Raw genomic sequence first — 20,555 nt, forward strand, 5'->3', positions numbered from 1 at the left:
CTTCGGGCCGACCATCTTGAAGGCGTGTCGCGCGTGCATAGATTTTTCCCGTACGCACGGACGCAAACCTGCATTGCCGCGATCAACACGATCCAAGTGACGACGTTCAGTACCGGCACCTGGTCCACCGGGAGCGTGTAAGCCATCACGACCCGGACGGCGGTGTCCGCGAACAGAAGCACCACCCAAATCACTGTGCCAACCCGCATGACATGCCGGAATTCGGGATGAGTCCACGACTCTTCCCAGTCGTCACGGGCCTGCTGGCTCGGCATCATCAGTTTGGCGCCGGTGAAGATGACGGGCTGCCGGGCGAAAAGTGACGAGAGCATCCACAACCCGACGACCATCGTCATCCAAGCTTCCTTTGCGAGCAAAAGTCGCGGATCACCGGTGAGCAACGAGATGGCGTTGCCCACCACCATCATGCTGATCGTGAACAGCGCGATGCCGTTGAGCTTGCGGTTCCGTACGATCCCCCAGACGATCCGTACGACGCCAGACCTCCGAGAACCAGCGCCCACCACAAGCCGACGCCGGCCGAGCGCAGGCCGTAGAAAACCAGGGTTGGCACCGCGAGGTCGAACAACGCGGGCAGCAAAGCCGCGATCCGTGGATCGAGCCGGCTGGCTCGAGGCTCCGCGACGGTGGTGCGTTTACTGGTCATCGTACTGGCTCCTTGGTCGGCGGGCTTGATACATCGAGCATCGCCGGTGGAACGGTTTGGCGAATCGGCCAAGCCGCGACGATGCGACCGCCGGTCCACTGACCGACTCCGTCCACCAACCGACAGTCCCCGTCAACCAATCGGTGGATGCGGGACGCTGGTCTCCCTGATTCGCCTCACCAGTGACCACCGGAAACCATCGACAGCGGCCGGGAAAATAACTATTCTGGCGGCGCAGTAGTGCCAGGTAAGGCCGTCCGTTCGACCCTGACAGCGGGAAAACACGCCATGACAAATGTCATCGAAAGACGTCGTTACGCTCTGCGTGCTACTCGTGACGCATTGGCTGCGAACCTTGATCGCTACCTGCCAGACACCACCCACCGGGACTACTTCCGATGGGCACTGTCCGACCAGAATCCAGACCAGGCGCTGTTCTGCCGGATCATCGCGCTGGATCAGCTCGCCCATTTGACCACCGCGGTGCTTTCCGACATTGGCGGCAATGACGACTGGCCTACGTTGGTAAACCAGGCGCTTCCGGTAAACCTTTACCAGGTTTTCGAAGTGGTCTCCGACAACCTGAGCCTCGGGCTTGCCGACGTACGCGCCGACGACGACTCCGAGCTGCGGGACCTGGTCGTCGCGTTCGACACCGTCGCGGCCGACGACCTCTGCCATCCCACCTCCCGGCCGGCCACCGAGCTGCTCGCACACCTGAAAGCGCCCACCCACCAGGTCTCCAGTTTCGCGCAGAGTCTCGCTGAGCGGTTCCATTCCACCATCGCCCAGAAGTACGCGGCCAGCGTGGGAAACCTGGATCTCGACGTGCTCGAACACACGGTGTGGAGCGGGCTGGTCGCCAACATCGAATCCGGCCGGGATGTGCTCGCCGCGCTCGCCGGCACGCACGCACGCGGAACCAGCGATGCGGGCCCGGACGATCGAGCGCTACGAGGCGGTCGACCGCACGCTCACGACCCTTCGACTGTCCCGTGACGACCTGGTTTTGACCAGCACGCAAACCATCCTGGTCACCCCCACTCTCGGCTACTTCGGCACCGTTTTCGGGGAAATCCTGGGAGATGATCCGGGCTATCACGCGGCTCTCGACGACGGATCGCTGCTGGCCGCCTTCGACACCGGGTCTTTGCTCGTACGCCTGCAAAATGACATTGGGACACCGCTGCTGCTCATGCCCAGGACCGAAAGAACTGCGTTCCTCCAGCACCTGCGAGACCGGGCCGAGCCTTTGGACACTGCCATCTCCCTGCTGACCAAAGCGGTCAACGAACCGGTGCTCAACCGGTTCCGCAAGGACCTGCTCAACGGAGAGAGTTCAACATCTGCCTTTACGAGGTTTATCGGTCCGACAGTCTCCGGACGGGCATGGACGCCTTCGCCAATGGCCTTGATTTCTTCGCTGATCTCTACGCCAGGAACAAGGTGGCATTCGGCGAGCAGCTGACCGACCTCGACGGCCGGTTGCACGATCACCGGACGACGGTGATGGCGAGACGATTCGTCGATTTCCACGAGAAGATGTATACCCAGGCGTACGACGACTATGACATGGCCGGCGATTATGCCGTCTAGCCAGGAAATTCCGGTCGCACCCGGCCGTTTGCCGCTGCTGGGACACTTGCCAGCGCTGGTGCGCAGACCGCTGCCGTTTGTCCGGTCACTGCGCCAATTCGGTGATGTCTCCACCGTCTACTTGGGCACCACACCGGCCTATTTAGTGCATAACACGGACCTGATCCGGCGGGTCCTGGTAGCCGACGCGGGGCATTTCGACAAGGGTGTGCAATACGAGAAGTTGGCCACCCTGCGGGGAAATTCGCTGGCGACGACCAGTGGGACAGCACATCGAGACCGGCGCCGGCTGATGCAGCCGGCGTTTCACCGCGAACGCGTCGCACAGCACGAAGTCACCATGCGCGAGGCGACGTTGGAGCTGACCAAGCCAAGCAGTGGCGGCCGGGCGACGTGATCGCGATCGACGATGCGATGCGCGCCCTGGCACTGACAATCGTTGCCCGCGCACTGTGCTCGGCGGACTTGGGCAGCGATGCGGTGACCACCATCCAGCAAGACCTGCCCGCGGTCCTTCGGGGCGTCGCGTGGCGCGTGCTGCTTTCCAATCGTACGCTGGAAAGCCTTCCGCTTCCGGCCAACCGTCGCTTCACCGCGGCCAACAACCGGTTACGCAGCGTGGTTTACCAGGTGGTCCAACGCTATCGGGCGGCCGGTGTGGACAACGGCGACCTGTTGTCGCTGCTGCTCAACGCCCGCGACCCGGAAACAGGCCAGGCCCTGGACGACAAACCAGGTCCGCGACGAAGTGGTCAATTTTTTGTTCGCTGGCACCGAAACCACCGGCAACGCGATGGCCTGGCTGTGGCACGCGCTCGGCGCCCATCCGGACGCGGAACGCCAGGTCCAGGCCGGCGACTCGGCCTTTGTCGACCGGGTTGCCCGCGAAACGCTGCGCCTCTACCCGCCGCCGTGGCTCGTCTCTCGGCGCGTACGCGAGCCGCTCCAGCTTGGTGCGTACGAACTGCCCGCCGGTTCCCAGGTGCTCTTCAGCCCTTACGCGGTGCAACGAGACCCGGCCAGCTACGCCGACGCCGACCGCTTCGATCCGGACCGCTGGCTGCCCGAGCGCGCGGCGCAGGCGCCGCGGCACGCCTTTCTGTCTTTCGGTGCGGGGCCACAGAACTGTGTTGGCGAGGGCTTCGCCACCCTGGAGATGGCGACCGTGACCAGCACGATCGCAGCCCAGTGGCGGCTGGTTCCGGTGGGCGACACCAAGGAAAAGGCCTCCGCCACGCTGCTTCCGTCGCGGCTCCAGATGCGGGTCGAACGACGGGCTTGACCAGGGCCGTTGACAGACATCGCGACGGGACGTTACATAGCCTGTGACAGGTGAACCGCGGCACCGCGCGACCGGAGGTCCAGCGTGAAGGCGATCATGTTCCACCTGATGCCGTATAGGGACCTCCCGGCCGACTTCGAGCAACAGCACGAAAGCATCTGGGTGACGCCACCGAACACCACGCTCTGCGACCCGGCGATGGTCCATCAGTACTACAACTGGAATCTCGACGAGCTGGAGCTGGCGGACAAGCTGGGCTTCGATGGTGTTGGTGTCAACGAACACCACCAGAACGGCTATGGTTTCATGGCCTCGCCGAACCTGATGGCCGCCGCGCTTGCCCGTCGTACGCCCAATAACAGCGCGATCTGCGTGCTGGGCAACACTCTCGCGCTCTACTCGCCAGCCACCCGGGTCGCCGAGGAATTCGCGATGTTGGACGTGCTCACCGGCGGCCGGCTGCTGGCCGGTTTCCCAGTCGGCACTTCGATGGACGTCAACTTCTGTTACGGGATCACGCCAACCGAGACGCGACCACGGTTCCGCGAGGCGGTTGACCTGATTATCCAGGCCTGGACGCGGGAAGGACCATTCGCTTTCAACGGCGAATTCAACCAACTCCGATATGTCAACCCCTGGCCACAGCCGCTGCAAAAGCCATACCCGCCCGTGTGGTTAGCCGGCGGTGGCTCGGTGGAAAACCTGGGAACTCGCCGCGCACCGCGATTTTACGTACAGCTACCTCAGCTTTTTCGGCTATCAGTTCGCGAAGAAACTGATGGACGGCTTCTGGGCGAAAATGGATGAGCTCGGCGTTGACCGCAACCCATACAGAGCCGGCTTCAGCCAGCTGATCTGTGTCTCGGAGACCGACGAGCGAGCCGAGCAGGAGTATCTCGATCACTGCTCGTACTTCTTCAACAAATGCCTGCATATCCCGTCGCATTTCATGACTGCTCCGGGCTACCGGACCCGGCGCAGTGCCGAGTTCGCGATCCGGACCGGCCAGCCCGGCGACCTCGCCGCGGCTGCCGCCGAAGAGAAGAACTGGAAGACGCTGACCGAAAGAGGCTTCGTGATTGGCGGCAGCCCGGACACCGTCGCGGAACAGCTCATCGAGGTGGCGAAGGGGCTGCGGGTGGGAAATTTGCACGCCTTACTGCAGATTGGCTCCATGCCGCATGACCTGACGGTCAAGAACATCACGCTGTTCGCCGAGGAAGTGCTGCCGCGGCTGCGCAAACTGTGGGCGGACGAGGGCTGGGACCACAAATGGTGGCCAAAAGGCGCTGCCGACCGCAATGCCGCGGCGGTCTGAGGGGGATGACAATGCCGATCGCCGCACCCGCACACGTCACCGAACGACTTCTGCCGTTGGCAGGTGGAAAGCTTCAAGGCCGAGTTTTGGTTGCCGGGAAGGGCGATCCGGTGCTCTTCCTGCACGGCACCGGCGGGCTCAGCTGGGATCCATTCCTGGAAGCGCTCGCCGCCGAGCACACTGTCTACGCGGCCGAGCATCCCGGCGCCAGAGATGAGGACGCTCTTCGCCAGTTGCGTGGCATCTGGGATCTGGTGCTCTATTACGACGAACTGCTGGACGTGTTGGACCTGGAAACCACTGCGGTGGTCGGACATTCCTTCGGTGGCATGGTCGGCGCCGAGCTGGCCGCGAACAGTCCGCGCAGGGTCCGAAAACTCGCCCTGCTCGCGCCACTCGGGCTGTGGCGAGACGACACACCGATCCTGGACCTGGCGGCGACCCCGGCCACCCGACTGCCCGAATTGCTGCTCGCGGACCCGACCGGCCCGCTGGCGATCGGCCTGTCCCCACCGGCCGACGACCCGCTGGCACTTTTCGAGGCCGCCATGCGGATGGCGAGCATCCTGCACTTCATCTGGCCCATCCCGGACAAAGGGCTCAAGCGCCGCCTTCATCGCGTACGAGCCGAAACGCTGCTGGTGTGGGGCCGGGAAGACCGGTTGGTGCCACCGGTCTACGCCGAGTCTTTCGCCGCTCTGCTGCCGAAATCCGACACTGTTCTGATCGATGGGGCCGGGCACCTCGTGCAGCTGGAGGCCATCGAAGCCGTACGCGAGCGGGTGCTCGCCTTCCTACGCTGACAGGAGTTCGGATGCCGCTGCACCCCCAGGTGCGCTACCTGCTCGAGGAAATGGCCAAATCGAAGGGCCGCCACCGCAGGACCTTACCGTCGAACAAAACCGCGAGATGATGAGCCAACTTGGCGAGTTGGCCGGCCCAGCGACCCCAGTCCACTCGGTCGTCGACACCTCGGTTCCAGGCCCGAACGGCGCTGTCCCAGTTCGGATTTACACGCCGTCCGAGGGAAAGCCACTGCCCGTACTGGTCTACTACCACGGTGGCGGATGGGTGATCGGCAGCCTCGAGACCCATGACCGCACCTGCCGATCGCTGGCGGTGGCCGCCGACTGCTGCGTCGTCGTGTCGGTCGACTATCGGCTCGCTCCCGAACATCCCTTCCCAGCCGGCGTCACTGATGCGTACGCGGCGGCGGCTTGGGTCGCCGAGCATATCGGCGACTACGGTGGCGACGGATCTCGGCTGGCCGTGGGCGGCGACAGTGCCGGCGGCAACCTGAGCGCCGTGGTGGCACAGCTCGCGCGAGACCGCGGCGGGCCAGCTTTGGCTCTGCAGCTGCTGATTTACCCGGGGACCGACGCGGCCGACAACAGCCCGTCGATGATCGAGAACGCCGAAGGCTACCTGCTGACGAGACCTTTCATTGACTGGTTCATCAATCACTACCTGGAGAATCCGGCCGACATCGCCGATCCGCTGGTCTCTCCCGCGGTCACCGCCGACCTCTCCGGACTGCCGCCGGCGTTGGTGATCACCGCCGAATTCGACCCGCTCCGCGATCAGGGCACCGCCTATGCGAAGAGGCTCGCCGACGCCGGCGTGCCCACCGAAACTGTCGAATATGAGGGCATGATCCACGGCTTCTTCCAGATGACCGGTGTGCTCGACACGGCCCGGGACGCGGTCGCGAAGTCCGGCACCGCTCTCCGCGCAGCCTTCGCCAGCTAACTCCTGTCGACTGAACTACACTGAACTGTAGTTCAGTCGACAGGAGTTAACTCGATGACTGGTGGATTCGTCGGCCGTACGACCGAGCTTGGCCGGCTTGAGAGGCTGCTCAGCCGTGTCCAAGATGGACACCGTGACCTGCCTGGCGTCGCGGTTCTGCTGCGTGGGCGACGCCGGGTCGGAAAATCCCGCCTCGTCGAGGTGTTCTGCGAACGATCCGGTGTGCCATCGGTCTTCTTCCAGGCGAGCCAGGGCGCGAGCCCGGCCAGCCAACGCGCCGATTTCGCCGCCGCCATAGCGGAATCGCGCCTTCCCGGGCGGGATCTCTTCGCACCAGAAGCCGTCTTGTCCAGCTGGATGGCGCTGTTTCGTCAGTTGGCCCGCGTTGCCCGACGACCAGGGCAGCATCGTGGTCATTGATGAGCTGCCATGGTTGCTGGAGTCGGACCCCAGTCTGGAGGGGGCGCTGCAAACAGCGTGGGACACCCTCCTGTCGCGAAAGCCGGTCTTGTTCGTGCTGATTGGTTCGGATCTCGCGATGATGGAGCGCCTCGACGACTACGAACGGCCATTCCACCAACGCGGCACGGTGATGGTGCTCCCACCGCTGAGCCCGGCCGAGGTCGGGTCGATGCTGGCGCTGCCGGCCGCCGATGCTATCGACGCTTTTCTTGTCACCGGCGGACTTCCCTTGGTCTGTCAGGAATGGACGCCTGGCGACACCCTCGACGCCTTCCTCTGCGCAACACTGAGCGAACCCACCTCAGCTCTTCTCGTCTCCGGTGAACGCTCGCTGGCCGCCGAGTTCCCCGCCCATCTACAAGCGCAACACGTCTTGGCCGCGATCGGCAATGGTGAACGAACTTGGAGCGGCATCCGCGGAAAGCTCTCGACCGGCACCGACCAGATGGCGGCCAGCTCATTGACGAACTCGTTGCAGTTGTTGGAAGCAAAGCGAGTGGTCGCCGCAGAGACACCGCTGTCCACCAAGCCAGCGGAGAAGGACCGACGCTATCGGGTCGCCGACCCCTATCTTCGGTTCTACTTGGCGTTTCTGCGTTCAGGGCTTTCACTGGTGGAGCGAGGCCGAGCCGATTTGTTGATACGCCAAGTAAAGCGCTCGTGGACAGCGTGGGGGGGTCGCGCGGTGGAGCCGGTGGTAAGGGAGGCATTATTGCGCCTCGCCCCGGAACTTGGCTGGCCGGAGGTGGAGGCTGTCGGTGGCTGGTGGAATCGCCAGAACAATCCCGAAGTCGACCTGGTGGGCGCGGACCGCGCGGGCGTCGCCGGGAAGATTCTTTTCGTCGGGAGTATCAAATGGCACGCCAGCACACCTTTCGACCTCCACGACCACCACACTTTGGTACGGGACATGGCAATGATTCCCGGTGTCGATCCACAAACCCAGCCCATCGCGGTGAGTCGAACTCCGGCTGGCGATCTTCCGATCCGCTCTTTCACCGCGGATGACCTGATCGCGGCCTGGCCGGGCTAGTGGTCCGTCTTTGATTTGAGATGGCGGGTTCGGTGATCCAGAAGTCGGTCTGGGTGCGCCGGGGATCACTGCGGTAATGACAAAACCGGCATCACCCAGGACTGGGCCGATTACCGGGCCAAATCAAGGCCCAGGCCAGATTCGTTGGGCGGCTCGATAGTCCGTGACGAAGATTTCCTCCTCCTGAAGGATTTCCCTGGCCAGCGATGAGATGAGGAACTCGTAGTCGGTTCTTCGTACGCGCCAACCACCGGGATCGATCGCCTGAGCCTGCGCATCCCCCATCCCCGGATGCACGGCCCACTCGGTCAGCCCCCTTGGCACTTCACGCAGCAAGCGCGCATAACGATCCGCTTTGCCATCGAGATCAAGGCTGAAACTGTCCAGGAAATCGTGATCGACAACCGGCAAGCCCTGTTCCCGGAATCGCCCCAACGCGGGTTCGAGCCAGATCCGCACCGCCAGACCGTATTCCGCGGCCAGCGACACCGTCATCTCCAGAATATCCGTACGACCGCCGTCGGCGAGGCAATGCCAATCAAGATGCGTTGGTGTCAGGCCCGCGTCGACTACAGCGCGAATCTGCGCACGGAACTCAAGCTCGACCTCGTCGAGGTGCGCCTGGGCAAGCAGCGTGGGAACCTCTTTGGGGGTGAACAACGCACCAGTCTTGTCCAGTAGCGATGGCACCTTCTCAGCGGCGCTCAGTGGTCCCCAACGATAGTCGGTCGTGTCGCAGAAAAGGGTCAAGTGGATGCCGAACGGGATCTCCGGTCGGTCCCTGAGCAGGCATATCGCCGCCGGCGCGGCCGGGCACGGGACCATCAGGCTGCACGAGGTGGCAATCCCGTCCTCGATCGAGCGTACGACGGCTGCGTTGATCGCCGGATACATCCCGAAGTCGTCAAGATTGAGAATGAGCAACCGGGCATCAGCCGGAAACCCCAACAGCTCTGTCACGTTCATGGTCCTATTATCTGTGGTCCGTCCAGCGAATTCGCCGGGTTACCAACCGCGGAAGATCGCGGCCTTACCCTGCGCCGAGTTGATCATCGCTTCGTTGTCATGGCCGACCCCTGGCACCGTCGACAGATCCTGTGGAGCCGACGGATAGGCGGAGTGAATGGCCGAGAAGTAGAACTTTCCCCGCTCAAAACGGTTCTCGCCCTGAGCATTCGCCGGACACGACTCGTCCATGTCGCCGTTCTGTACGGTGTCGGCTTCACCCAGCAGGTAGGTCACCTGACGCGAGGTGTACTGCTGCACGATCTTCTTCTCGTCGCTCGACGTCCGCATGTAGCGATTGCGATTATCCAAGCCGTACTTGTAGTCGTTGTAGTCCGAGCAACCCGACGTACTGGCCGGCCGTGTGGAGTTCAAATAGAGGTACGACGACGGGTTCGCCACCACAATGTGGATGTTGGCGGCAATCGATGGCGCTCCCGCCGCGTACCGCTGGATGAACTGCGCGCCGGCTGAATGTCCCAGCAGGGTGATTTTCGTCAGGTGCGGGAATGTCGACTTGTCCGCCAGCTTCCGCAGGATCTGGTCGATCACGTCGTACGAGCTGAGGCCCTTCGGTCGGACCGCGTCGCCGCCGTCCTTCCACGATCCATCGCCACCATTTGTCCAGTACGCGTCCGAACTGGACGGCTTGTCGTCGTTGGTTTGGAACCAGGGTGCGACGATCTCGGCCTTGTCGCCGAACGCCGCCGCGGCCCGTTGCGTCAGCTCGAAGTAGTGCTCCGCGTTCCGCTCGGTGCCATGGATGACGACCACCGCGCCGGTGACCTTGGACGAGCCGGAAAGCGGATAGCTGGCGTAGTACGGCAATGTCACTCCGGGACTGATCTCCCAGCGATCAGGGCCATCCGCGGCAGCCTGACCAGGCGAAAACCCGACGATCACCAAGACCACGGCGACCATTGTCGCCATCCACCATTTTCCGCGCATCACACCCGTCCCTTCCGTTTTCGGGACAGTACGACGCGCACCCGGGACCTGTCCCCAAGCGATCTGGTTCTCTCGGCCGATCCGCTTGTCTCAGGCGATTTTGCGACGGTAAGCCACGACGGCGAGCACATAGCCGACAAGAAGAAGGCCCACGCACCAGGCGAGAGCTATCCAGATGTCGCTTCCGACTGGCCGCTGCTCAAACAACGCTCTGATCGTGTTGACGATCGAGGTGACCGGCTGGTTTTCGGCAAAGACGCGTACTGGTCCCGGCATCGAAGCGGTGGGCACGAACGCCGAGCTGAGGAATGGAAGGAAGATGAGTGGATACGAAAAGGCGATCGCCCCGTCGGTGGATTTCGCGGACAGCGCGGCGATCACCGCTATCCAGGTCAGCATCATCGTGAAGAGTACGAGAATGCCGACCACTGCGAGCCACGGCAGCACCCCGGCAGACGAGCGGAAACCCATGACGAGTGCCACCAGGATAATGACCACGACCGATATGGCGTTGGACACCAACGAGGTCAGGACATGTCCCCCCCACAGCACCGACGAACGGGCGATCGGCATCGAGTGGAATCTTTCGAAGATGCCACTTTTCAGGTCGTTGAACAGGCGGAAAGCAGTATAGGAAATGCCACTGGAAATCGCGATGAGCAAGATGCCGGGCAGCAGGTAGTTCACGTAGTTGTCAGTGCCCGCCTTGATGGCGCCGCCCAGGACGTATACGAACAACAGCATGAAGGCGATCGGCATGATGGTCACCGTGATGATGGTGTCCATGCTGCGGGTGACGTGTCGCATGGAACGCTTGACCATCACGCGCGTACTGTTGAAGAAAGATGTGTTCATCGTTGCGCCTTCTTGTCGCTTCCGACTATCGCCAGAAAAATCTCCTCGAGGGTGGGCTGCCGTTCCACGTATTCGACCTCGCCGGCGGCGGGAGCAGCTTTCGCAGCTCCGCCAACGTGCCGGACACGATGATTGTGCCTTCGTGCAGAATCGCGATCCGGTCGGCGAGTTTCTCCGCCTCGTCGAGATACTGGGTCGTCAGCAACACGGTCGTCCCACTGTCAGCGAGGTTCTGGATCACCTGCCATACCTCGATGCGGGCTTCTGGATCCAGGCCGGTGGTCGGTTCATCCAGGAAAATGATCGGCGGGCGGCCGATAAGACTCATGGCGATGTCAAGGCGACGGCGCATGCCGCCGGAATATGTCGACACCCGGCGGTCCGCGGCGTCGGCGAGGCCGAATCGTACGAGCAGATCGTCAGCCACTTTGCGCGCACCTTTTCACCCGCCGCAGCTCGGCGATCATGATCAGGTTCTCCCGGCCGGTGAGAACTTCGTCCACCGCCGCGAACTGGCCGGTCAGGCTGATCGATTCCCTTACCCGCGCCGGTTCCGACAGCACGTCGAATCCGTTTACACGGCTCGTGCCCTCGTCCGGCTTGAGCAGAGTACTGAGGATTCGCACGATCGTGGTCTTGCCCGCGCCGTTGGATCCGAGCAGGGCGAAAATGCTTCCGCTCGCCACCTCGAAGTCGACACCCTTCAGCACTTGCACTTCCTTATAGGACTTCCGCAATCCGTGAACCTGGATCGCCACGCCCTTCTCCTGCATTTTTAACTCCCTATTCCACGATCACGTTTGACAGGTCCGCACCCATGCCCTTGAGACCGGCGTACGTCAGCTTGTCCATTCGGGCTCCATCGAAAACAGTGCGGTATTTCTTGCTCCAGTAACGGAAGGACACATCCCGCAGCATCGCGCCACGGAACGTGACACCGGTCATCGCCGTCTTGTCGAATTTCACGCTGGTGAAGACCGCCCCATCCAGGTTCACGCCGCGCAGATCGGAGGCGGTGAAATCTACTCCGGTGAAGGTGCAGTTCTCGAAAGTCGTGCGCCGCAGGTCGGTCATGCGGAGCTTTTGACGTCCGTGAGAGCGACCTCGGCGAATCGGGCCTCGTTCAGACCTGACTTGCTGAAGTCCGTACGCACCAGTATAGAGCCACGGAATGTTGCTCGGGACAGGTCGATCACCGACATGTTCACATCGGTGAGATTAGCGCCGTCAAAATTCGAGTCCGCCACATCACTGCTCTTGAATGAACTGCCGGTCAGATCCGCGCGAGAGAAATCGGAGCCGCGCAACGCGCTCGATTCGAACTTCCGGTTCGGCGCCACCACGCCGGCGAAGTCGCTTCCCCTCAGATCACTGGCATCGAACCTCGTCACCAGTTGACGCTCGAGCGATCGAGAAAGGTTGGAGACCTCTCGTACGGTCTGCTCGATATCGCCAATGCTGTCAATGGTCAACTCGAAAGCCGCCGCGTCGTCCTTGCCCTCAGCCTTGAGCTCAAGGAACCGTTCGTGTAGATCCGCGAGAAGGTCGGCCTTCAGCTCGGTGATGCTCTTCGCACCCTCGTACGGGAGCAAAAACGCCGTCCACGTATTCGTTCAGTTTGTCGCTCATCGATTTGTCTCCTCAGACCAATGTGTCAAGCACGCGCTTCGCGTACTCCCAGTTGCTCTTATTGCGGGCATAGGTCGCCCTGCCCTTGTCGGTGATCCGGAAGTATTTGCGCCGGCCACCTTGGGACCCCTCGCCCCAATACCACGTGATGTCGCCGTCCGTCTCCAAGCGCCGGACACTGGAATACATCGTGGCTTCCTTCAGCTCGTACTCACCGTGCGAACGCTCGGCAATCACCTTGACGATCTCGTAGCCATAGCAGTCCGACTCCGTCAACAGTCGCAAAATCATCGTGTCGGTATTCCCACGCAACAAATCGGATGTGATCCTGTTTGCGCTCATCTCACCACCTCCGATGCACAACGTACGCCCAAGTACTGTGCCTGTCAAGGTACTGGCGGCGACCTGGTACCTGGAGGCGTGCGGTACGGGTGGAACCCGGCGAATCGGCTCGGGCTCGCCCTGCAAAGCGGTCAAGGAGGAGCGTCGGTCTTACAGTCACGGACCTATCCGCAACTCAGTGTTCTCCGCGGGCTATGGCCGTACGCGCTATCGCCCCACCAAGGCGCTACGCGACTTGGTCAACGCACGCGACCAACGATGCTGTGGCCCCGCCTGCAACCGACCAGCGGCGACCTGGGAATTCGACCACACCATCCCCTTCCGCGAACCGGAAGGCAAGACCGCGTACGACAGTGCCGGACCAGCCTGCAAATTCCATAACGACATCAAGGAACACGGCTGGACGGTCACCCAGCCGACGCCAGGCCGGTTCCTTTGGACCAGCCCCACCGGTCGTATGTACGACGTGACGCCCAACGACGAATACCCACCGCCACCGTTCTAAGCGTGTCTGCTGGACGGCGGGCTGGCTGGTTCGCTGGCTGACGCGCCGCAGGTAACCAGGCATTTAGAGGTCCCGCCACACGTGCGGATCCTGGTAATTGTGGCTGCCGTGGAAGAACCAGTCGGCGAGGTCGTCCAGTCGTTCGAGGCAGTCGTGGTGATAGCTCAGCGGTTCGGGTCGGGGAAAGTTCGGGTGCGATGTCCAGTCCCGTACGAATCGACTGACGTAGTGGAACCCGTCGGCCATCCACCGCTCCAACAGATCCTGACCTTGGCATCGCGAGCAGGCCGCTCGCATCGCCTGTTCCAAACGGCTGAAGGCCGCTCGATCCCATTCCAGCGGGGGAGCGCAGCCCGATGAGGAAGCTGCCATCAGCTGCCTCGAACTCGTGCCTCAGCTCAGAAAAGTCGTCGTCCACGCGCCTGGTTTCCGTTGTTGGTCCAAAAGTCATTGGTTGACCTGGGACCAGCCTTTGGTGAGTTGTCCGGTCAGCTGGTCGAGGGTAATCTTGTTTCCGAGATATTGCTGAAAGGCAGGGGTGGCGATCTGGTCTTTCCAGCGCGGGTAGTTGGTGACGGACTGGAAGGGCGCGTCGGTCATGCTGGTGGCGCCGGCCAGGGTCTGCGACCAGCCGGATTTCCCGCCGGTGGCCTGGGAGATCGCGTCGCGGGCCGGGCCGGTGGTGGGGATCAGCCAGTCGCCCTGGCCGACCGCGGCCAGGTTCTGCGCCTTCATGAAATAGTTGATGAACTGGGTCGCCTCGGGAATGTGCTTACTGGTGGCCGAAACGGACAGCGTTTGGGGATCGGCCGCCTGGTTGGGTGAAGTGCCGGCGAGGCCTGGCAGCACCTGCCAGTGGAAGGTTTTCGGTGCCTCTTCGGTGATCTGCTGGGCGACGTAGCTGCCCGCGACGATCATCGCGTATTTGCCAGCGTAGAAGTCGGGAAGGATGTCGGTGCCGGACTGGGTCAGGGTGGTCAAGGCGATGGATTTGTCCACGTAGGCCATGTCGTGGATGCGCTTGGGCACCTGCGTTTCGGCGTCACCAACGGAAACCTTGGCGTCCTGTCCAGCCCCGGTGAAGAACTTGCCGCCGAAGTTCAGTGCCAGGCTCATCACCGCGGCGGTCGGCTGTTTCAGACCCCAGCCGAGGCCATAGACCCCACCCTTCGTCGCCTGCTTCGCAGCGGCGGCCAGGGTTTCCCAGCTCATCGTGCCGCCGGTTGGTACGGTCACGCCCTGCTTCTGCAGCAGATCGGTGTTCGCGAAGACAACGTACGACTGCAACAGGGTCGGCGCCGCGTACGTCTTGCCGTCCGTGGTCACCGTGTCCAAGATGCCCTTGGGCACGTTTGCCTTGACGTCCGGGGAAAGATACGGCCCGAGGTCGGCGAGGAAGCCCTGCTGGGCGAAGCCGGCGATGTCGGCCGCCTCGTCGTGGATGATCGTCGGGGCGGTGCCGCCGGCGAACTGGGTGACGAGTTGGTCGTGCACGGCGTCCCAGCTGCCCTGTTGGTACGTCACCTGGATCTTCGGATTCGCCTTGTTCCAGTCCGAAACGATCTTCTTGACCGCGGTGATGGTCGGTTTCTGGTACGCGAGGCTCTGGAACGACAGCGTCACCACGCCGTTCCTCAGCTCCGCATCACCACCGCCGCAGCCGGCCACCAGCCCGGACACCGCCGCACCGGCCAACGCGCCCATCAGCGCCCGTCGTTTCATCCGAACTCCCCTATCCCTTGACCGCGCCCGCGAGCAGGCCGGAAGTCAACCGCCGTTGGACGATGGCAAAAATGGCCAGGCTCGGCAGGGTGGCGAAAACCGAGGCCGCGGCGAGCGGTCCGAGGCTCACCTTGCCTTCCGCGCCGACGAACCGGGCCAGTACGAGCGGCAGCGTGAGCGTGTCGCTTTTCAGCAGCACCAAAGCGAAAAAGAACTCGTTCCACGCGGAGATGAAGGCGAACATCGCGGTCGCGATGATGCCTGGCCTTAGCAGCGGCAGCACCACGCTCAGCAGGATCCGCGGCCGGCTGGCGCCGTCGACCGCAGCCGCTTCCTCCAGCTCGATCGGCAGCGCGCTGACGTACCCGCGCAGCATCCACAACGCGAAAGGGCAACGTCCACACCAAATAGACCAGGATCAACCCGGGAAGGGTGTTGAGCAAACCAATTCCGCGAATGATCATAAAGAGCGGGATCGCGATCAACACCACCGGAAAGACCTGGCTGACCAGGATCCACATGGTCGCGATCGGTCCCAACACACTGCGAAACCGCCCCAGTGCGTACGCCGCGGGCAACGCCACCACGATGGTCAGCAGCATGCTGCCAATCGCCACCACGGTGCTGTTCCAGGCCGCGCCGGGCAAGCCCTGCTGGGTAAAGGCTTCGACGTAATTGCCGAAATCGAATCCGCGTGGGATCAGGTGCGGCGAGACCGAGGCGAGCTCGGCCGGGCTCTTCAAAGAAACCGAGAGCAGCCAGAGCAGCGGGAAGGCCAGAAAGACCATGTATGCGGCCAAAGCGACGTACTGCGCGATCCGGCCGGCGAGCGGTGTCCGGTTCATTTGGTCCCTCGCAACGTCGATCGGAGGTAGACGATCAGCACGATGACGATGACGACCAACACGACCATCACGTCGCCCATCGCCGAGGCGTAACCGAACTGGCCGTAGCGGAAAGCCTCGTTGTACGCGAAAAGCATCGGCAACATGGTCTGCCCGCCCGGGCCGCCGGCGGTGAGGACGTACACCAGCGCGAAGGAGTTGAAATTCCAAATCACGTCCAGCGCGGTGATCGCGACGATCACCGGACGCAGTTGCGGGAGTGTGACACTGAAAAACCGCCGCACGGCGCCAGCGCCGTCGACGGCAGCGGCTTCGTGCAGCGAGGCCGGAATTGACTGCAGGCCAGCCAAAAGTGTGATGGTGGTTTGCGGCATTCCCACCCACACACCGACCGCGATGACCGCCGGCAACGCATACCGGAAGTCTCCCAACAGATTCACCGAACCGTCCACCAACCCGGCGGCCGAAAGGGTCGAGCTGACCGGCCCGACGGTCGGGTCCAGGAGGAGTTTCCAGGTGATGGCAATGATCACCGGCGGCATCGCCCAGGGAGTGAGTGCGAGCGTACAGACAAGCCACCGCAACCGCAGGTTTTCGTTCAGCAGCAGGCTCAAGCCCATCGCCAACAGAAACTGCAGGCCGGTCACCGCGACCGCCCAGATCACCCCGATCCGGAACGAATTCCAGAACAGGTCGTTGCCCCACAGCCGGCCGAAGTTGTCCAGGCCGGTGAACCGCGTGGTGGCGCCGAGGCCGAGCTTGGAGTCGGTGAAACCCAGCGCCATGCCCTGCACCAGCGGGACCACGCTGAGCAGCAGGATCGGGACGAGGGCCGGCAGGACCAGCAGCCACAGGTCGCCTTTGGGCTGCCGGCCACCGCTGGAGCGACCGCGGACCGGCGGCCTTACGGCCGGCGCGGCGACCTGTTCGGTCGTCACGAGGACGCCATGGGCGCGTACGGACAAGCGATCACGGCGGCCCCCGATGACGACGGATCCAGCAAAACTTCAAGCGCTGCTTACCGAACGGCGAGGGAGATTGTCAAGCAGGGTCACACTCCGCTGCCCTCGACCGGCAACCCCGCCTCGGTCCAGTCCTGGATGCCCTCGGCGTATTTGCGGACGTTCGTGTAGCCAAGCTTCTCCAGCCCGGCGGCCACCCGACCACTGTTCGCGCACGCGGTGTTGGAGCAGTACGTGACGATGGCGGCGGTTTTGTCCGGCAGCACCGCACCGGCCTGGACGGCGAGGTCAGCCTCGACCAGCGGGACAGCGCCGGGCAGGTGCGCACGCTCGTAGTAGGACCCACCGAGCGCGTCCACCACGGTGACGGCGTCGGTGTCGATGAGCTTCTGCAGCTCGTGGCGGGAAATGGTCGCGGTCATGGTCGTTCCTTCGTGTCGGTGATGGTGACCCGAGCCCATCTGGACTAGAGTCCGGTTCATGTCTGGAGACGTTAGCGGACCACAGTCCGGATCGTCAAGAAGCCTGCCCGTGCTCGGCTCCGGCGTGGTGGTCGAACGGGCCGACGCGGCCCGGAACAGGCTGAAGGTGCTGGCCGCCGCCCAGCGACTGTTCGCCGAGCGCGGAGTGGCCGAAGTGTCGATGGACGACGTAGCGGCCGCCGCTGGCGTCGGCAAGGGCACCCTCTACCGCCGGTTCGGCGACAAGGGCGGCCTCGCGATCGCACTGCTGGACGAGCAGGAGCGCCAACTGCAGGCGGCGATCCTCAACGGACCGCCGCCGCTCGGGCCGGGCGCGCCAGCGGACGTACGCATCAAGGCTTTTGTCAGCGCGTACGCCGAATTCCTCGACGAGCACGGAGATCTCGTGCTGATGTCAGAGACAAACAGCCTCGGTGCCCGCTTTCGCGGTGGCTCGTACCAGTTCTGGCGCCTGCACCTGACCACCCTGTTCCACGAGTTGTCGGTCGATCACCCGCACGTCCGCGCGGAGTTGTTGCTGGCCCCGCTGAGCGCCGAGTTTTTTACCAGCATCTGCGCGAAACTCTGCCCGACCGGGCGGCGCTGGCCGTGCTTCTTACCCGGCCAGCAGGGTGACGGTGCCGTGTTCGCCGTCGACGCGTACGTGGTCGCCGGTGTGCAGCCGCATGGTGGCGTTGCCGCAGCCGACAACGGCCGGGATTCCCAGCTCGCGGGCCACGATGGCGGCGTGCGAGAGTGGCGCGCCCACGTCGGTGACGACCGCGGCGGCGCGTGGGAAGAGCGGGGTCCAGCCGACGTTTGTGACTGTGGTGACAAGAATCTCGCCCGGTTGCAGCTGATCGCCTTCGTCCATGGTGGTGAGGACGCGTACGACACCGTCCACCACTCCCAGCGCGCCGGGGAAACCGGTGACGGCGTCACTGACCGGATGCACCGCATCGGTGGCATCAAAGACATCGCCGCGCCGGTCCGGGTCGGCGGCCCACTCGAACGGGTCGAACGCGCCACGGATGACAGCCGGGTACGGCGGCAGCGCACTATAGCGGCGGTACGTTTCGCGGCGCGCTGGCACCTGCGCCAAAGCCCGCTCATCGCCGGCCAGCAGTGCCAGCGTTTCGTCCAGGCTCAGGAAAAAGACGTCGTCGCCGTGACCGGTCAACTCGCCGGCACGCAGCAGGAAGATCCGCATCGCCCAGAACCCGCGAATCACCTCTGACCGGGCATGTTCGCGGCCCCGCGCGACATTTCCACCGTGCTCCAGCTGTCTGGCGATTTTTTTTGGCGCTTTCTTGGGGAAACGCTGTTCGAGCCGCTCCCAGGCGGCCGTGCGAGCGGCCAGCTGACGGGCCAGCAGCTCCTCGGGTTTGACAGTATTGGTAGCGAAACCAGCGAGCTGGCGGTCCAGCCAGTGCGGGTCCTCGGCCGGTCGCGGCACCGAGACCTCGAACTCGTCCGGGCACCGGTGACCGTGGTCTCGTGCGTACGTCTGCGCGTCCATCTCACCGCGCGCGACCTGCGCCAACCCGAGCAGCGGGCCAAGACTGGCCAACCCGCCGCTGCCCGCGTTCAGGCCGGTCAGCAGCGCGTTCGTGTCGGCTTCACCGACGAGTTTGCGCAGCGTACGAGTGAAAGTCAGCGGGCCGGACTCCAGTTTGGTGGCCGCTTCGAGCAAATAGCTGGACTGCAGGAAATAGTCGTGGACCTGAGCGTCCCAGAGTTTGCCCAGCTCGGCCGGCGTCGCGGCGGCTTCGATCCGGGCCCGGATGCCCTGGAATCTGGTCGGTGCGGCCGCCAGCAGCTCGGGCAGGATTTTCTTGTTCGCCCGTACGCGTTTGACCACCGCCAGCGAAGTCGGGATCAGCCGGCGCAGCATCCACACTCGCGGCAGCGGGACTATCGGCAGCTGAACACCTTCCGGGATACGACCGAAAACATCACCAATCATGCCCAGAATGCGCTTCGGGGTGACTCCGAACCGGGCCGGGATCGACAGCGACATGCTGAGGTTCATGTAGAGCCGGCCGCCGATCTGGCCGTAGCCAAGCATCCCGTCGATCGCCGTGGTCGCCATCGCACAACTCATGAAAATCCGCATCAACGACCAGGTGGCCGGCGTCATGACGCTCGGCACCGCTTCACCGAGATTCGCGTTGGTCCAGAGATAGTCGCCGTCCAGACTGTCGTTCCAAGCCTCCAGTGCCAGACTTTTGGCTGGCAGGCCGGTAATCGGCCGGGCCTGCACGATGAAGGGCCGCCCCTGGTGCACAGCCCATTCGATGTCCATCGGCCGCTCGTAGAGTTTTTCAATGCGTACGCCCAAAACGCTCAGCTCGCAGGCCTGTCGATCAGTGAGCACCTCGGCTCGACGCAGCTCGACCGGCACCGGCTGTTCCTGGGTGCCGTCGGCGGTCCGTACGGTCATCGCCGCTTTTTCGCTGGTACGGCGGTGCACAACCGCGCCGGACTCGCGGTCCACCGCGACAGTGTCCGGAGTGACCAGCCCGGAGACGACCGCCTCGCCGAGCCCCCAAGCCGCATTTATCAGCACTTGACTGGAATCCCCGGTCACCGGGTCGACGGTGAACATCACGCCGGCCGCGTCCGCTGGCACCAGTTCCTGTACGACAACGGCCAAGGCCACGTCTTCGGACCCGATCTGATGACGGGCCCGATAGCCGATGGCACGGGCGGTCCACAAGGACGCCCAGCATCGCTTCACCGCGTCCACCACCGCGGTTTCCCCGCGAATGTTGAGATAAGTGTCCTGCTGGCCGGCGAAAGACAGCTCCGGCAGGTCTTCCGCGGTGGCCGACGAACGTACCGCGACCGCGATGTCCCCCAGCAGCGCATACGCCTTGACAATCGCCTCGACAAGCTCGGCCGGAATTTCCGCGGCGGCGAAAAGCGCGGCGATCCGCTCGGCGGCGGCATCCGGCTGATTCTCCTGGATCACAGCCAAAATCTGGTCCTGCAGGCTGTTGTACGCGACAAAAGCGCGATAGGCAGCGGTGCTGAGGTGGAATCCGGGTGGCACCGGTAGACCGGCGACGGCCAGCCGGGCCAGCGACGCCCCTTTCCCACCCACCAGCGCCAGCTCGGCGGCCGGATCGTCCAGCGGTACGACGAAACGTTCCTCGCTCACGAAGAGCACCC

At 63.5% G+C, this 20,555-nt stretch carries 26 protein-coding genes and 1 pseudogene; 12 read left to right on the top strand and 15 right to left on the bottom strand.

The features are described 5' to 3' along the window. A partial coding sequence (locus GNX96_RS24410; RefSeq protein WP_279581352.1) for a VC0807 family protein occupies window positions 1-524 on the bottom strand: 524 nt, incomplete at its 3' end. Between the two features lie 485 nt (window positions 525-1,009). On the opposite strand from GNX96_RS24410, the gene GNX96_RS24415 reads away from it, so the two are divergent. From GNX96_RS24415 to GNX96_RS24450, 9 genes are all read left to right on the top strand, one after another. Further along, window positions 1,010-1,666, top strand: coding sequence for a hypothetical protein (locus GNX96_RS24415; protein ID WP_163569873.1), 657 nt, complete (start codon window positions 1,010-1,012; stop codon window positions 1,664-1,666). A 10-nt stretch (window positions 1,667-1,676) separates the two neighbouring features. Beyond that, window positions 1,677-2,135, top strand: coding sequence for a hypothetical protein (locus GNX96_RS24420; protein WP_163569874.1), 459 nt, complete (start codon window positions 1,677-1,679; stop codon window positions 2,133-2,135). Continuing rightward, window positions 2,114-2,263, top strand: a complete 150-nt coding sequence (locus tag GNX96_RS24425) for a hypothetical protein (protein ID WP_163569875.1) — start codon at window positions 2,114-2,116, stop codon at window positions 2,261-2,263. Before GNX96_RS24420 ends, GNX96_RS24425 begins: the two co-directional genes overlap by 22 nt. After that, window positions 2,253-2,660, top strand: a complete 408-nt coding sequence (locus GNX96_RS24430) for a cytochrome P450 (protein ID WP_163569876.1) — start codon at window positions 2,253-2,255, stop codon at window positions 2,658-2,660. The genes GNX96_RS24425 and GNX96_RS24430 overlap by 11 nt, the downstream gene beginning before the upstream one ends. A 258-nt stretch (window positions 2,661-2,918) precedes the next feature. After that, window positions 2,919-3,545 (top strand): cytochrome P450, encoded by a 627-nt coding sequence (locus GNX96_RS24435; RefSeq protein ID WP_163569877.1) that lies wholly within the window; start codon window positions 2,919-2,921, stop codon window positions 3,543-3,545. An 84-nt stretch (window positions 3,546-3,629) separates the two neighbouring features. Continuing rightward, window positions 3,630-4,352, top strand: a complete 723-nt coding sequence (locus GNX96_RS54815) for an LLM class flavin-dependent oxidoreductase (RefSeq protein WP_279581353.1) — start codon at window positions 3,630-3,632, stop codon at window positions 4,350-4,352. Continuing rightward, window positions 4,324-4,863: a hypothetical protein gene (locus tag GNX96_RS54820; RefSeq protein WP_279581354.1), complete on the top strand. Its 540-nt coding sequence runs from the start codon at window positions 4,324-4,326 to the stop codon at window positions 4,861-4,863. Before GNX96_RS54815 ends, GNX96_RS54820 begins: the two co-directional genes overlap by 29 nt. Window positions 4,864-4,874: 11 nt before the next feature. Next, window positions 4,875-5,666, top strand: coding sequence for an alpha/beta fold hydrolase (locus GNX96_RS24445; RefSeq protein WP_279581355.1), 792 nt, complete (start codon window positions 4,875-4,877; stop codon window positions 5,664-5,666). Between the two features lie 58 nt (window positions 5,667-5,724). Then, window positions 5,725-6,612 carry an alpha/beta hydrolase gene (locus tag GNX96_RS24450; protein ID WP_390624135.1) on the top strand — a complete coding sequence of 296 codons (888 nt, stop codon included), beginning with the start codon at window positions 5,725-5,727 and terminating at the stop codon, window positions 6,610-6,612. Window positions 6,613-6,627: 15 nt separating this feature from the next. Here the strand turns inward: GNX96_RS24450 and GNX96_RS54825 are convergent, their stop codons facing one another. Further along, the gene (locus tag GNX96_RS54825; protein WP_279581357.1) at window positions 6,628-7,029 is read right to left on the bottom strand and encodes a hypothetical protein; all 402 of its coding nucleotides are present in this window, start codon (window positions 7,027-7,029) and stop codon (window positions 6,628-6,630) included. Between GNX96_RS54825 and GNX96_RS24455 the strand changes: the two genes are divergently transcribed. Then, the gene (locus GNX96_RS24455; protein ID WP_279581358.1) at window positions 7,022-8,107 is read left to right on the top strand and encodes an ATP-binding protein; all 1,086 of its coding nucleotides are present in this window, start codon (window positions 7,022-7,024) and stop codon (window positions 8,105-8,107) included. The genes GNX96_RS54825 and GNX96_RS24455 overlap by 8 nt on opposite strands. 123 nt (window positions 8,108-8,230) lie before the next feature. On the opposite strand, the gene GNX96_RS24460 is transcribed toward GNX96_RS24455, so the two are convergent. The 7 genes and pseudogenes from GNX96_RS24460 to GNX96_RS24485 all read right to left on the bottom strand — a co-directional run bounded on the left by GNX96_RS24460 (window position 8,231) and on the right by GNX96_RS24485 (window position 12,886). Beyond that, entirely contained in the window at window positions 8,231-9,067 is an 837-nt protein-coding gene (locus GNX96_RS24460; RefSeq protein WP_279581359.1) for a polysaccharide deacetylase family protein, read from the bottom strand. 45 nt (window positions 9,068-9,112) lie between these two features. Continuing rightward, the gene (locus GNX96_RS24465; RefSeq protein ID WP_279581360.1) at window positions 9,113-10,060 is read right to left on the bottom strand and encodes an alpha/beta fold hydrolase; all 948 of its coding nucleotides are present in this window, start codon (window positions 10,058-10,060) and stop codon (window positions 9,113-9,115) included. 90 nt (window positions 10,061-10,150) lie between these two features. Further along, the gene (locus GNX96_RS24470; RefSeq protein WP_163569881.1) at window positions 10,151-10,915 is read right to left on the bottom strand and encodes an ABC transporter permease; all 765 of its coding nucleotides are present in this window, start codon (window positions 10,913-10,915) and stop codon (window positions 10,151-10,153) included. Continuing rightward, window positions 10,912-11,688 (bottom strand): annotated as a pseudogene (locus tag GNX96_RS24475) (ABC transporter ATP-binding protein). Before GNX96_RS24475 ends, GNX96_RS24470 begins: the two are co-directional and overlap by 4 nt. Window positions 11,689-11,698: 10 nt before the next feature. Continuing rightward, window positions 11,699-11,989, bottom strand: a complete 291-nt coding sequence (locus tag GNX96_RS54830) for a pentapeptide repeat-containing protein (RefSeq protein ID WP_279581361.1) — start codon at window positions 11,987-11,989, stop codon at window positions 11,699-11,701. Further along, complete coding sequence (locus tag GNX96_RS54835; protein WP_279581362.1) at window positions 11,986-12,507, bottom strand: pentapeptide repeat-containing protein; 522 nt, start codon at window positions 12,505-12,507, stop codon at window positions 11,986-11,988. The genes GNX96_RS54830 and GNX96_RS54835 overlap by 4 nt, the downstream gene beginning before the upstream one ends. 49 nt (window positions 12,508-12,556) lie before the next feature. Then, window positions 12,557-12,886 (bottom strand): PadR family transcriptional regulator, encoded by a 330-nt coding sequence (locus tag GNX96_RS24485; RefSeq protein WP_163569882.1) that lies wholly within the window; start codon window positions 12,884-12,886, stop codon window positions 12,557-12,559. Between the two features lie 178 nt (window positions 12,887-13,064). Between GNX96_RS24485 and GNX96_RS24490 the strand changes: the two genes are divergently transcribed. Next, a complete protein-coding gene (locus GNX96_RS24490) occupies window positions 13,065-13,391 on the top strand; it encodes an HNH endonuclease (protein WP_163569883.1) in 327 nt (108 codons plus the stop codon). Window positions 13,392-13,454: 63 nt separating this feature from the next. Here GNX96_RS24490 and GNX96_RS24495 read toward each other — a convergent pair whose 3' ends face one another. From GNX96_RS24495 to GNX96_RS54840, 3 genes are all read right to left on the bottom strand, one after another. Then, window positions 13,455-13,763 carry a hypothetical protein gene (locus GNX96_RS24495; protein ID WP_279581363.1) on the bottom strand — a complete coding sequence of 103 codons (309 nt, stop codon included), beginning with the start codon at window positions 13,761-13,763 and terminating at the stop codon, window positions 13,455-13,457. A 75-nt stretch (window positions 13,764-13,838) separates the two neighbouring features. Continuing rightward, window positions 13,839-15,113 (bottom strand): ABC transporter substrate-binding protein, encoded by a 1,275-nt coding sequence (locus GNX96_RS24500; RefSeq protein ID WP_163569884.1) that lies wholly within the window; start codon window positions 15,111-15,113, stop codon window positions 13,839-13,841. 10 nt (window positions 15,114-15,123) lie between these two features. Next, entirely contained in the window at window positions 15,124-15,495 is a 372-nt protein-coding gene (locus GNX96_RS54840; protein ID WP_279581364.1) for a carbohydrate ABC transporter permease, read from the bottom strand. A 74-nt stretch (window positions 15,496-15,569) separates the two neighbouring features. Between GNX96_RS54840 and GNX96_RS54845 the strand changes: the two genes are divergently transcribed. Beyond that, a complete protein-coding gene (locus tag GNX96_RS54845) occupies window positions 15,570-15,788 on the top strand; it encodes a hypothetical protein (protein ID WP_279581365.1) in 219 nt (72 codons plus the stop codon). Between the two features lie 166 nt (window positions 15,789-15,954). Here GNX96_RS54845 and GNX96_RS24510 read toward each other — a convergent pair whose 3' ends face one another. The 3 genes from GNX96_RS24510 to GNX96_RS24525 form a co-directional block, all read right to left on the bottom strand. Beyond that, on the bottom strand, window positions 15,955-16,896 hold the full coding sequence (locus GNX96_RS24510) for a carbohydrate ABC transporter permease (protein ID WP_279581366.1): 942 nt from the start codon (window positions 16,894-16,896) through the stop codon (window positions 15,955-15,957). A gap of 113 nt (window positions 16,897-17,009) precedes the next feature. After that, window positions 17,010-17,342 carry a rhodanese-like domain-containing protein gene (locus GNX96_RS24515; RefSeq protein ID WP_163569885.1) on the bottom strand — a complete coding sequence of 111 codons (333 nt, stop codon included), beginning with the start codon at window positions 17,340-17,342 and terminating at the stop codon, window positions 17,010-17,012. 655 nt (window positions 17,343-17,997) lie between these two features. Beyond that, window positions 17,998-20,544 carry a PEP/pyruvate-binding domain-containing protein gene (locus GNX96_RS24525; RefSeq protein ID WP_279581367.1) on the bottom strand — a complete coding sequence of 849 codons (2,547 nt, stop codon included), beginning with the start codon at window positions 20,542-20,544 and terminating at the stop codon, window positions 17,998-18,000. Between the last annotated feature and the right edge of the window lie 11 nt (window positions 20,545-20,555).

Origin of the sequence: Fodinicola feengrottensis (assembly GCF_010993775.1) — a bacterium.
Classification (GTDB): Bacteria; Actinomycetota; Actinomycetes; order Mycobacteriales; family HKI-0501; genus Fodinicola; species Fodinicola feengrottensis.